Annotated in this window: 11 protein-coding genes; 2 read left to right on the top strand and 9 right to left on the bottom strand. The window is 36.4% G+C overall.

The window, feature by feature from the left end:
- Window positions 1-30: 30 nt before the first annotated feature.
- From tpx to trkA, 3 genes are all read right to left on the bottom strand, one after another.
- A complete protein-coding gene (tpx, locus tag CLOS_RS03525) occupies window positions 31-546 on the bottom strand; it encodes a thiol peroxidase (RefSeq protein ID WP_012158549.1) in 516 nt (171 codons plus the stop codon).
- 81 nt (window positions 547-627) lie between these two features.
- A complete protein-coding gene (locus tag CLOS_RS03520) occupies window positions 628-2,076 on the bottom strand; it encodes a TrkH family potassium uptake protein (protein WP_012158548.1) in 1,449 nt (482 codons plus the stop codon).
- Window positions 2,042-3,433, bottom strand: coding sequence for a Trk system potassium transporter TrkA (gene trkA / locus CLOS_RS03515; RefSeq protein ID WP_012158547.1), 1,392 nt, complete (start codon window positions 3,431-3,433; stop codon window positions 2,042-2,044). Before trkA ends, CLOS_RS03520 begins: the two co-directional genes overlap by 35 nt.
- Window positions 3,434-3,750: 317 nt before the next feature.
- Here trkA and CLOS_RS03510 point away from each other — a divergent pair, with 317 nt between their 5' ends.
- Together CLOS_RS03510 and CLOS_RS03505 are read left to right on the top strand one after the other, a co-directional pair.
- Window positions 3,751-5,343, top strand: a complete 1,593-nt coding sequence (locus CLOS_RS03510; protein ID WP_012158546.1) for an ABC-F family ATP-binding cassette domain-containing protein — start codon at window positions 3,751-3,753, stop codon at window positions 5,341-5,343.
- Window positions 5,344-5,505: 162 nt separating this feature from the next.
- Complete coding sequence (locus CLOS_RS03505; protein ID WP_012158545.1) at window positions 5,506-6,750, top strand: HlyC/CorC family transporter; 1,245 nt, start codon at window positions 5,506-5,508, stop codon at window positions 6,748-6,750.
- A gap of 29 nt (window positions 6,751-6,779) precedes the next feature.
- Here CLOS_RS03505 and hcp read toward each other — a convergent pair whose 3' ends face one another.
- The 6 genes from hcp to CLOS_RS03475 form a co-directional block, all read right to left on the bottom strand.
- Window positions 6,780-8,432, bottom strand: a complete 1,653-nt coding sequence (gene hcp, locus CLOS_RS03500) for a hydroxylamine reductase (protein ID WP_012158544.1) — start codon at window positions 8,430-8,432, stop codon at window positions 6,780-6,782.
- 293 nt (window positions 8,433-8,725) lie between these two features.
- Window positions 8,726-9,157: a DUF2871 domain-containing protein gene (locus CLOS_RS03495; protein WP_334290427.1), complete on the bottom strand. Its 432-nt coding sequence runs from the start codon at window positions 9,155-9,157 to the stop codon at window positions 8,726-8,728.
- Window positions 9,158-9,431: 274 nt separating this feature from the next.
- On the bottom strand, window positions 9,432-10,730 hold the full coding sequence (locus CLOS_RS15190) for a sensor histidine kinase (RefSeq protein ID WP_012158542.1): 1,299 nt from the start codon (window positions 10,728-10,730) through the stop codon (window positions 9,432-9,434).
- A 4-nt stretch (window positions 10,731-10,734) separates the two neighbouring features.
- Complete coding sequence (locus tag CLOS_RS03485; RefSeq protein ID WP_012158541.1) at window positions 10,735-11,397, bottom strand: response regulator transcription factor; 663 nt, start codon at window positions 11,395-11,397, stop codon at window positions 10,735-10,737.
- A 332-nt stretch (window positions 11,398-11,729) separates the two neighbouring features.
- A complete protein-coding gene (locus tag CLOS_RS03480; protein WP_012158540.1) occupies window positions 11,730-12,407 on the bottom strand; it encodes a hypothetical protein in 678 nt (225 codons plus the stop codon).
- Between the two features lie 192 nt (window positions 12,408-12,599).
- Window positions 12,600-13,364 carry a MerR family transcriptional regulator gene (locus CLOS_RS03475; RefSeq protein ID WP_012158539.1) on the bottom strand — a complete coding sequence of 255 codons (765 nt, stop codon included), beginning with the start codon at window positions 13,362-13,364 and terminating at the stop codon, window positions 12,600-12,602.
- Window positions 13,365-13,480: the final 116 nt, after the last annotated feature.

The following is a 13,480-nucleotide window of genomic DNA, read 5'->3' as shown; positions in this document are numbered from 1 at the left end:
TATGGGGTGCATCATTTTTTATTTTAAAGATTAAATTAATTTTTTTGCTTCTTCAATTGCTCTATCGTAATTTGGATGCTCCGTTACTTCTTTTACGTATTCAACGTATCTAACCGTGTTTTCTTTATCTAGAACAACAATGCCTCTACTCAAAAGTCTAAGTTCCTCTATAACGAATCCATAGTTCTCTCCAAAGGATAGATCTCTATGGTCGGATAAGGTAATGACTTTATCAATCCCTTGTGCACCACAAAATCTCTTTTGAGCAAAAGGAAGATCCACGCTGATGGTAAGAATCTTAACGTCACCAAGTTCCGCTGCCTCTTGATTAAAATGAATCGTTTGAAGTTCACATACACCAGTATCTAGCGATGGAACAACACTGATAATTTTTACGGTATTGCCTGCATCCTTCAAAGTAAATGGACTCAAATCATTTTTTAGGACTGTGAAGTCCGGCGCCGGATCTCCAACCTTGATCTCTTTGCCTACAAGGGTAACAGGATTTCCGCCCATTGTTACTAAATTTTTTCTTATATCTGCCATATTTATGATCTCCTTTCGACCAATACATTCTTTACTTTATTTAGAATACCCTGTAATTAGCAATTTAATCATAGATTTTAATTACGCCTCACTTGCCCATCTCTTCGGTGCCATTAAAGCAAGTATGGTGAATAGCTCCAGCCGTCCCAACAGCATCAGAAATGAAAACAGTGCTTTGCTGGCAAAAGAAAATTCACTGAAGCTTCTCATGGGTCCAACAAACCCCAGTCCAGGTCCAATATTTCCTAGGGTAGCCGCAACAGAACTGGACGCACTGACAAGATCGATGCCCTCTAAAGATATGAGGATGGTTGATATTGCAAATATTATCATATATAGTGCAAAAAAGGTATTGATGCTGACGATGGTTTCATTTGGGACCGTTCTTCCACCATTTTTTATGGAGATATAGGCTCTCGGATGAAACATTTTTGCTACATCCCTTTTGATCAATTTACCTAAAATCAAAACTCGAATGATCTTCATCCCTCCTGCTGTAGACCCCGCAGATCCCCCGATAAACATAAGAACAAATAAGATTGCTTTACTAAAGCTAGGCCATAGGTCAAAATCTGCTGTTGAATAACCAGTAGTGGTAATAATCGAAGTCACCTGAAAATACGAATCTCTAAAAGCCAAGAAAATGCTGCTATAAGAGGTTAAAGCTAAATTCACCCCAATGGCTACTACAGAAATAAAAATGATTCCTAAGTATAATCGAAGCTCCTCATCTTTTAGTACGTCCCGCCATTTTCCTTTGAAAATGGCGTAATATAAAGAGAAATTCGTTCCCGACAATAGCATGAATGTTCCCAGTACAATATGGATATAGGAACTGGAATAGAATCCAACACTGTTATTTCTCATGCCGAATCCACCGGTTCCTACGGCACCAAAGGCATGCAGCAAGGAATCAAATAAGGCCATGCCACCCATCCTTAAGGAAATAACAGTCACTATAGTTAAGGCAAAATACGTTACATATAAAATCTTTGCTGTATCTTTTATTCTCGGTGCAATTTTATCAGCAATAGGTCCCGGACTTTCCGCTTTAAATATTTGAAATCCGCCAATTCCTAGTGCTGGAAGCAGTGCAATGGTAAAAACCAATATCCCCATTCCACCGATCCAGTGGGTAAAGGATCTCCAGAAAAGACTGCCGTAAGGCAGTGCTTCCACATTGGTTAAGATAGAAGATCCTGTGGTTGTAAGGCCTGATACGGTTTCAAAAAATGCATCAATATATGCAGGAATGCTTCCAGATATATAAAATGGTAATGCTCCCAATAAGGACGCCAGTACCCATCCCAGTGTAACGATGGTTAATCCTTCCCTTGCGCTGATCGTACTTCTACTGCTTTTTGCCCTTGACATTATACTGCCAATCAATAATGTTATCAGTATGGTAATCATAAAACCAAATTTATCATACCCTCCAGTATAAAATGCAATGCAAAGAGCGGGCACCATCAATGTTGATTCAACTAAGAGAATATTACCGAGTACCTTTAGTACGATCCCATAATTCACTAAAAATACCTCCTCTATTTGGTTTCATAAACATCTTTAAAGCTGGTAAATCTTTCGTTAAGCTGAATACAATAATTCGATCGCCAGGGAGTATGATGGATGTACCATTGGGAATAATCACTTCTCCATTTCGGACGATGGCCCCTATGATGATTCCCTTTGGAAGCTTCATCTCTGCTAAGGTCTTTCCTGTGCATTTCAGGTCTTCCCCAACAATGATCTCAGTTGCCTCCCCATCTCCTCCTAGCAATAGAGAAACGGAAACAACTTTTCCACCACGAATATATTTTAATATATTGGCTGCTGTGATTAAGACTGGATTTAAAGCCACATCGATCCCCAATTTGTCTATAATCTTTGTATAATTTTGCCTACTGAATTTTGCTATGGTTTTTGGTACCCCTGCTTGCTTTGCCATGAGGGCCATCAATAAATTTTGTTCATCGTATCCAGTTGCACCAACGAAAGCATCCATATACCCCAAGTTTTCTTCCTCCAAGAGATGAATGTCCGTTCCATCGCCATGAATCACCAATACATTATTGAGTTTTTCCGATAACTCCTGACAACGGTTTTTGTCTACCTCTACAACGGTTACAGAGATATTGTCTTCGGTTAGTCTCTTGGCTAAATAATATCCTACTCTACCGCCTCCGAAAATCATGATCTTTTCTACATCTTTTCGGCGTTCATTTTTTTTGAATCGGGCACTGAGCTTTACGATATCCGAACTTTTCCCTACAACGTGGATCGTATCTCCTTCTAATAATTCTGTTAAGCCATGGGGAATGATGATTTCACCATTTCTAGATATGGCAGTGATCAGATATACACTAAAATCTTGAATATCTTTAATATATTTTCCTACAAATTCATCATTGTTTCCTATGTTAAAATCCAGCATGGTAACCTTGCCCTTTGCAAAGTCCCCTGTATATAGGGTAATATTCTTCATAAGGTATTTTTCTATGGCCTTGGCTGTTTCCAGCTCAGGATTTACAATATGATCGATCCCCATCTCTTTTTTTACAAAGTCTAACTGCTTCATATACTCTGGATTCCTTATTCGAGCGATGGTCTTTTTGCACCCCAACCTTTTCGCTAAGGAGCATATGACTGTATTGGTTTCATCGCCTTTTGTACACGCCACCAGTAAATCATAGTTCTTAATACTCAACTCTCTTAAAATAGCCACATCTACGCCACTAGCTGCAACAGTTAAGACATCCATGTGCTCATTGACTCTCTCTAATACCTTTGAATTTTGATCGACCAAAGTCACATCTACTTCTTCTATCACCAATGCTTCCGCCAATTTTTGGCCCAGCTTCCCAGCCCCTACGATCATAACCTTCATTCGATACACCTCTTCAACTTAAAATAGTATAAACCTATGGCTTCTATATTTATATTACCCTAAATCACCTTCGTTTTACATATTGAAATGATATTCCTGTGTCTTCCAGTTTTAAGTATCATCCTCTATTTAAGTATCATACCAAATAAAAGCCGATTCAAAAAGTGTATAGATTCGATTTTTTCTGCAAGAAATCAAGAAATTGTTATTTCATCGGAACCAAATCCTTTATTCTTCTGATAAATGGAAGTGAACTTATTCTGTATTTATGATATAATGGTGTCGTTTGTAAATATTATGTAAGGGATGGTAAAGAATTGATTACTGTAAATAATTTAAGTATTGGATTTCAAGGACAAAAACTATTTGATGATGTTCATTTAAAATTCACACCAGGAAATTGCTACGGTGTAATTGGTGCCAATGGCGCCGGTAAGAGTACCTTTTTAAGAATACTATCTGGGGAAATAGAACCAACAACTGGAGATGTGTTTATTGCGCCAAACACTCGTATGTCTGTTTTAAAGCAGGACCACTTTGCATATGATGAAAATGAAGTCATACAAACTGTTATTATGGGAAATAAGAGATTATATGAAATAATGATAGAGAAAGATGCCATTTATGCGAAAGAAGATTTCACCGATGAGGATGGCATCAAAGCTTCTGAGCTTGAAGCAGAATTTGCAGAGATGGATGGATGGAGCGCAGACTCAGAAGCTTCTTCCTTGCTACAGGGCTTAGGCATCGGTACAGATCTCCATTACAAAAAGATGGCTGAGCTTACAGGTGGTGAAAAGGTTAAGGTATTACTGGCTCAAGCTTTATTCGGTAAGCCGGGCATCCTTATTTTGGACGAGCCGACCAACCATTTAGACATTTCCGCAGTCAATTGGCTCCAAGGATTTTTAGGAGACTTTGAAGGAACTGTTTTAGTCGTATCCCACGATCGTCATTTCCTCAACGAAGTATGTACCCATATGGTGGATATCGACTTCGGTAAAATTAAAATGTTTGTTGGAAACTACGATTTCTGGTACGAATCCAGCCAATTGGCGCTTCAAATGCATAAGGACCAAAACAAAAAGAAAGAAGATAAAATCAAAGAATTACAGGCATTTATTGCGAGATTTAGCGCAAATGCTTCTAAATCCAAACAGGCTACTTCTCGTAAAAAATTATTAGATAAAATAACCCTAGACGATATTCAGCCTTCTACTCGAAGATATCCCTTCGTTGGGTTTACGATGGAAAGAGAAGTGGGTAATGATATTTTATTGGTGGAAAACCTGTCCAAAACCATCGATGGCGTTAAGGTTCTTGATAATATAAGCTTTATCGTAAATAAAGGCGATAAGATTGCATTTATTGGAAGCAACGAAATCGCTATTACAACACTGTTTAAAATCTTAATGGGAGAAATGGAGCCAGATAGCGGCAGCTTTAAATGGGGTGTTACCATTACAAAATCCTATTTCCCTAAGGATAACTCAGAGTTTTTCAACAATGTTGAATTAAATCTACTAGACTGGCTTCGTCAGTTTTCTGTAGAACAATCTGAAATCTATTTAAGAGGATTTTTAGGCAGAATGTTGTTCTCTGGGGATGAAGCCTTGAAGCAGGTTCAGGTGCTTTCTGGAGGAGAGAAAGTAAGATGTATGCTTTCTAAAATGATGATCGCCAATGCCAATGTTCTTATTTTGGATCAGCCGACCAACCATCTGGATCTAGAATCGATCACTGCTGTAAATAATGGTTTAAGAGACTTTAAAAGCAATATTCTATTCGCTTCTCACGACCATCAGTTCATACAGACTGTGGCCAACCGAATCATAGAAATCAAACCAGATGGATATAACGATAGAGTTATGACCTACGAAGAATATATTGAGGCATTTCTAAAAAAATAGATCAATTATGAAACACCAGCCAAAATCCCAGAAGGTTTTTTCTCTTCTGGGATTTTACTTATTGGATAAATTATTTTTTAAATTTACTCTTTAAATGGAAAATTTGTGGTATAATTGTATCAATAAAAAAATTTACAGCAAAATACAAGGAGTGATTTAACGTTGGACCCTGATAGTACGTGGCAATTTTTTGTGTTGCTAGGATGTTTATGTTTATCTGCATTTTTCTCTGCCTCAGAAACGGCACTTACTTCTCTAAGTAAAATTCGTATCCGGCATATGGTGGATGAAAACATTAAAGGTGGTGACTTAATCGATAGGCTCGTCAAAGATCCTAGCAAACTTTTAGGCACAATTCTTATCGGTAATAATATTGTAAATATTGGTGCTTCTGCTTTAGCAACCTCATTAGCATTGGATCTTTTTGGTAGTACGGGTGTTGCCATAGCAACAGCTGCTATGACATTGCTTGTTTTGATATTTGGAGAAATCACCCCAAAATCATTGGCATCCAAATTCCCTGAGAAAGCCTCAGTGGTGGTCAGTAAACCACTTTCCATTATGGTTGTTTTATTGACTCCATTTGTTAAAATTATGATGCTCTTAACGAATGGAATCATGAGAATATTCGGTATTAAAAATACCTCCTCCTACCCGACAATAACAGAGCAAGAATTGCGTACAATTGTTGCGGTAAGTGAAGAAGAAGGTGTACTACAAACCGAAGAAAAAGAAATGATACAAAATGTTTTTGAATTTGGTGATATGCAGATTCAAGATGTAATGGTGCAAAGAACCGATATGATTGCAATCGATATTGCAACTCCTTTCAATGAAATTATAGATATGGTGAAATCAGAGCAGTTCTCTCGCTATCCAATCTATAAGGATGGCATCGATAATATTGTCGGTGTTTTAAACGTTCGAGATTTAATTTTCCTTAATAACGATGAGGGAGATTTTAATATAGAAAAGTATATCCGAAAACCATACTTCACATTTGAATTTAAAAAGATCAGTGATACCTTTAAGGAAATGAAAAAAAATCGAATCCATATCGCTATTGTTCTAGATGAATACGGCGGTACTGCTGGTATTATCACCATGGAGGACTTGATTGAAGAAATCGTCGGTGATATTGATGATGAATACGATGAGATCGAAGATGAAATACAATTTGTCAAAGATGGGGAATACATTGTGAACGGTAGTACAAAAATCAGTACTGTCAATGAGATGCTGGGAACGGACTTCGAATCAGAGGATTTCGATTCCATTGGTGGATTGATTATAGAAGCCCTAGGAAGACTTCCCAAATATGGCGAAAAGGTAGAGCAGGATAATGTAACCTTAATCGTAGAACGTGTAGAGAAAAATAGAATACAAACCATTAAGGTTTATGTATAAAAAGGGGACGATGGAATCGTCCCCTTTTGCTATACCAATTGCTTCAGTGCTGTTTTTAAATCTTCCTCCGGTGTGCTGATATGCTGGATATCAAATGTATCCACCAGATATTGCAATACATTTGGGGACAAGAAGGCCGGTAATGTAGGCCCTAGAAAAATCCCTTTCACACCGAGAGACAATAAACATAGCAAATCTGCCAATGCCTTTTGCTCATACCAAGAAAGTATAATGGTTAAAGGAAGCCCATTTACAGTGGTTCCAAAAGCATCTGCCAGTGCGGTTGCAATTTTAACTGCAGAATAGGAATCATTACACTGACCCACATCCAATAATCTTGGCAGTCCAGCCACTGTTCCGAAATCCAATTTATTAAATCGATACTTACCACAGGCTAAGGTTAGGATCACACAATCCTCTGGCACCATCTTAGCAAACTCTGTGTAATAATTTCTTCCCGGTCTTGCTCCATCGCATCCTCCGATTAAGAAGAAATGTTTGATTTTTCCACCCTTCACTGCATCTACAATCTCGCTGGCATGGGATAATGTAGCATTGTGTCCAAAACCAACTAGAATCTCATGAGCTTCTTCATCTTCCGTAAAGCCACCTAATTCTAGGGCCTTATTTATTACCTCACTAAAATCCTTTGTACCATCTTCTTTAAAAGAAATATGCTGAATTCCTTCCCATCCTACTACATTGGTGGAGAAGATTCTGTCCTTATAGCTTTCTCTCGGTCTCATGAGACAATTCGTTGTCATCAGAATTGCCCCTGGTAGATTATCAAACTCTGTTTGTTGGTTCTGCCAAGCACTTCCATAGTTACCGACCAAATGTTTAAATCGGTTGAGCTTCGGGTATCCATGGGACGGTATCATTTCTCCGTGGGTATAGATGTTGATTCCTTTACCCTCGGTCTGCTCTAAAAGCATTTCTAAATCTCTTAAATCGTGTCCAGAAACTACAATGAAAGGTCCTTTTCTCGTTTTTACATTAACCTTATGTGGAGCAGGATTTTCAAAAGTATCTGTGTTTGCATCATCTAGGACCCTCATTACAATTTCACTGATCTCTCCAGTTCTCATTGTCATTCTTATTAATTCTTCCACGGTTAAATTGTCGTTCGTTGTAGCCTCTAATCCAATAAAATAGAAATCATCTACCTGATCACTTGTATATCCTAAAACCCTTGCTTGATGCCCATAAGCACTGACCCCTTTTAATCCATAAACGATTGTCCATCTTAAAGAACGGACATCGGGATCTATAGTATCGTCATACATAATTCCAGCCTTTTCAGCATCTTTCAACATTTGATCTCTTGTAGGACTTAAATTATAAGTAGCATAATCGTTATATTCGCCCTTTGGTGCCTTGCTTCTGAGCTTTTGCTTTATTTCTTGAGATTCCTTTAATAGCTTAATATGATCATCAACATCAAAGTTAACATTTGTTAAAGTAGTAAATAAGCTATTTTCAACAAATGCAACTATTTCCTTATCAATCGTTTCTTCATTTTCAATCATAGCCTTTGCATAGCAGGATATTCCCTTGATCTGATAAATCAATAAATCCTGAAGACCTGCAATTTCTGGTGTTTTTCCACATACACCAAGCTTGGTACACCCTTTTCCACCTACCGTTTGCTCACATTGGTAACAAAACATCGCATTTTCCATTTACTTTCCTCCTGTGTAATATTTTTATTTCATACGACAGCCAGCATTCCATCTACTGTATTATTACACTAAGCTACCCTTAAAATACATTTTATAACATTTTATATAATATACAATCGAGAAAACTCTATACGGATTCTTCTCTTTTTACACCGATATATCTATTCCTAATATAAGGAGGTGGTGTTAGTCAAAACGATTAATTTATTTTTACTATAACAAAAACACTAAATTTGCAGTGTATCCCACAAATTTAGTGTTTTCTATAATATAATTATGAACTTAATTCAATCTTATTGGAATGATTGATTATTCACTGATTTTTTAAGAATTAAGAAAAACATAATGATACCTGTACCCAAAGTGATATGGCTAATCCCAGCAATACCAGATATCGCACTACTCATGGCTTTGGTAATTTCAATATTTCTAACTTGAGTAATACCTCTAATCAGGAACATTGTAACCGTTGACATCAGCCCTATGTTATACACAATATAGAATTGATTAAATTTCTTATTGTTCGTCAAATTGAACTGTTTCTCTAGTAGTAACATTATTAAGAGCAGAACAACTCCTAGCACAAATAAGTGCACATGCATAACCGCAAGCGTAGTCTTTCCAGTGAAATCGTTAAATTTCGTAAATTCTCTATAAAAAACACCAGCCACCATAGCAAGTATTGCATAAAAAAATGAAGTATTTAATATTTTCTTCAAGTCCATCACCTCCACTAATACACTGTAGTTTCAAATATAAATCGATACTATAAGTATAGCAATTTACAAAATAAAAATCTACATTAAACACATGTGAAAAATATGTGAAAGTTATGTGATTATAGCTTATGGTTTTACATATCATTGCCCTGTAGCTTTAAAATTCTATCTTAGCAGCCCTACTTATGATAAAATATCCCATTTGGTAGTCAATCACCTCATGGGATATGGCCTACTGTTATTATTGAAATTACAAAATATCTGGACTTGAATACAATGTTTAATTAAATTTTATTTTAAATTCCACACCATTTTCAGTATTATAAGCTTCTATTTCTCCTTTATGGTTTTTTATAATTTTACTTGCTATGGCAAGTCCAAGGCCAAATTTTCCATTTCTATCTCTCGTATAGACATCAAATAATTCCATAGGATTACTTGTTTCAAACCTTGGCCCATCGTTAGAAATTTTAATTTCTAGCTGATCATTAGTATTCATCAATATGCGAATTGAGCGATTTGCATATCTGATTTGATTCTCAATAATATTTTCAAATGCAATGAGAAGTGCCTCTGGATTACCCTTTACTTCAATCTCCTCAATGTTTAATTCCCAGCTTATGTCTGGTTGAATTAAACTAAATTTTTTAACCAAGTTTTTAATCACTTTATCAACTCTAACAAATTCCTCAATCTCATAATAGTCCTGTGAATATCTTAAGACATTTAAGGTTAATAGTTGATGAATTTTTCTTTCCAGTCGATCGGATTCTGCTTTAATAACTTCAGCCATAGATACCTCTTTATTTAGGTTTACACCATCCAATATGGCCTGAGCATATCCTTGAATAATCATAACTGGCGTTTTAAGATCGTGTGAGATTGATTGTAGGAATAATCGTTCTCTTTCCTCAATCTTTTGTAAAGAGTTCTTCATTTTTTCTAGGGACTCTGCCAATTGTCCAATTTCATCATTGTTTGTTGCAGGAGCGCTGACCTTCCAGTTATGCTTCGAAATTTCCTCAGCAAATTTTTTCAGCTCTTGTATAGGCCGGGCAATTCTTATTGTTACAAGTTTTGATGAAAATAGACCAATAATCAAAACGCCTAAGATATACGAAATGGTTTTAGTCTGTATATTGGTACTCCTTCTCGTTGAAGTTAAAAATATTACGGCATTGTCCTTCTCCATGTTCCAATCTACATAATAGTAGTAATCTAGATCACTGCTTCGAACCCTACCTTCTTCCTTAAAAAACGCCTCAGCTTCTATGGTTCCAATAATTTCGTCAATAACTTGCGTATATTCCTTCTCGTCTGTGTAATTTGAGTTGATCGTTAAATCAATTCTAATATCAAATTTACGCCCTTCTTTTTCAATTTCATATTTCGTAGGTAATAAGGATTCTTCCTCTATTTTTGTTTGGGATAGTTTTTGTAACTGTCCGATAATAAGCTCATTTTTAGTTTCTTTAAAGATGGTGGAATGGGCAAAGAAACCACAGATCAACATAATGAGCATCGTTCCAACGATGGCCATCCATATTTTCCAGTTAATTGAAACAAAATGTTTTTTCATATCCTTACTCCAATTTTAGTATATAGCCATAACCATAGATCGTTTCTAATGGTAGATTCGGCAGTTTTTTTCTTAGCCTTCTGAGAGTGTCGTCTACCACTCTTTCAGAACCTATATAATCCACGCCCCAAACATTATCCAGGATATCCGTTCTGCTCATGGCCTTTTCATTGTTATTTATTAAGAAATCTAAAAGCTCGTATTCTTTAACCGTTAGTGTTATGTCTTCTTGATCGCCACTGATAATTCTTCTTTCTCTATAGAATATATAGGGACCGATTTGAACAATGGTCTTTTCCTGTTGCTTTTTATCCGCACTTAAAATACGGTTTATTCTTAGAACCAACTCCCTTGGCAAAAAAGGTTTGGGTAAATAATCATCGCCGCCCATTTCCAGCCCAACCACCCGATCCAACTCTGCATTTCTAGCAGACATAAATATTACGGGAACATCCGGTGTTTTACTTTTAATTTCTTTTATCAATGCGTACCCATCCATACCAGGAAGCATAATATCCAGCACCCATAAATCGGGCTTTTCTAATATAGAATTCTTTGCATCCAGTCCGTTATGAAAGGACTTAATACAATAGCCCGCTTCCATAATATAAGATGTTAGTAAATCCACTAGCAGCTTCTCATCTTCAACCAAGAAAATCTTTTTCATAGGAATCACCCTTACTTATAGACTTTTGTATCCTTCACAATTTCATAATCCAATTGGTACTTTCAAGCTTTTGCCATAAAGCTTGATTTAATGAAATGCTTGACCCATTGGATTTCGCAATGGATATTATCCATTACGACGCCATTCGCTTCCGTGTTCATGTTCTACTTTATTATACTCCATTTCCTCTACAGCAAGCAAATCGTCCCCATATAATTTGATATGGGAAAAGGATACCAATGTGCAAAACATATGACTTTGCTTATTAGTATCCTTTTGAAGTGATCAATTTATTTACTTTCCCGTAAAAAATATTGTTACGGAACTATTATTTAGGATGCCTCATATTTCTTTAGTGCTTTCATCTCATTGTAGCCAATAAAAACGGTCCATACATAGGCACATGTTTTTGGTATCATCAGCATTCCAACAAGGGGATATCCATCTGCCCATAGAACTACTGGAATATAGAAGGCAAAGCTCAGTACAATTGTCAGCCACATATTTTTAAAAGCGATATCTTTTGCTTCTTTCGCACTTTGATAAAATAGAATAATGATAAGAATGCCCATTGCTGCAAAGGGAATATTTCGATAAATACCCCAAGCCAACGGTGGTGTGGCACTGGTCCATGCATTCTGCGGCATAATACTAATTACAATTCTAGCAATTGCCAACAAATATACGGATATCGTTAGGTTATTTTTTCCTTGTACTTTATATCGTAAACGCCAAACATAGTATAGTATAATATAGAATATGGTCATCGTAATTGAAGTAATGAATTTTCCCATGCCTAATGCCACAGTAAAGCTTTCAAGTCCTGTTGTATTTAGGGCCAATGCTCTAGGTACTAGATGGAAGGAATCCCCCAATCCTAGTGTCACTGCCATAATGCCAAATAACTTATGCTGCTTATTTCCATTGCTATTTTTTATCATAATGATTCCTATGGTAATTACAGTTGCAAGGTATACGATATCAAATAAAGTTTCAATAATTGCTTGCATAACAACTCTCCTTTTAAAATTTTATAGTGTAGCTCGTAGCTCTATAATGTAATTATAATTATTTATAAAACTCCAATCTACAATAAAGCAGTGTGAAAAATATGTGAAAGTTGTGTTACTGCAGTTTTACAATTACTGAAAGGAAAAAGTGACTGGTAAACAAACCAGTCACTTTTTCTATAGCTTATCCTTTTACTTTTCTGTTCCCGTATAGATCAGAATCGCATCTCTTAAAAATTCTGCGGTACCTGGCTGATGTTTATCGTAATATGCTGTGAATCTTTCATCGTCCACATACATCTGAGCAAGACCAGCATGGGCTTCTTTGCTGTATTCACGCCAGTAAAATGTCAGCCATTTTTTATGCAGCGCTGCTGCCTTCTGAGCCAATTCTCCAGCAGGGTCCCCAGTTTCAAAAGCCTCTGCCAACACTCGATGGACTTCCTCTGTCAAATTGGTTATTTCCTCATATTCTTTCTCCGTCATATTTTTTAGCTTTGCATTGGATTGATTTATGGCTTCATCCCCATATTTTTTTCTAATTTCTTTTCCATATTTTTTCTCATTATCCTCAATCATCTTTTGCTTAAATCCTTCAAATTTTTCTTGATCGCTCATTTGAATTCTCCCTTCCGAATTTGCTATGCTTTTTTCCACATTAGCAATCAATGTATCCAATTGCTTTCTTTTTTCAAGGAGACTTCTATGGTGCTCTTTCAGTGCATGTACTCCGCTAAAGGATGGTGCAGTGATGATCTCCTTAATACGCTCCAAGCTTAAACCCAATTCTCTATAGAATAAAATCTGCTGCAATTGATCCACCTCTGTTTCACCATAAATACGATATCCTGACGAATTGATTCTTGCCGGCTTCAGAATTCCAATTTCGTCATAATATCGAAGGGTTCTAGTGCTAACACCTGCTAAATTCCCTAATCTCTGCACTGTGTATTCCATAAGCTCACCTCCTTATATCCAATATACACATTTACGTAGCGTTAAAGTCAATAGGTGTTTTAAACTTTTTATTGTATTGTTATTTTTAATAACACAGCTTCTTCCAAACAATTCTC

The organism is Alkaliphilus oremlandii OhILAs (assembly GCF_000018325.1).
GTDB lineage: Bacteria > Bacillota > Clostridia > Peptostreptococcales > Natronincolaceae > Alkaliphilus_B > Alkaliphilus_B oremlandii.
The sequence above is the reverse complement of the archived record's forward strand: the minus strand, read 5'-3'. Positions and strand labels throughout refer to the sequence as shown.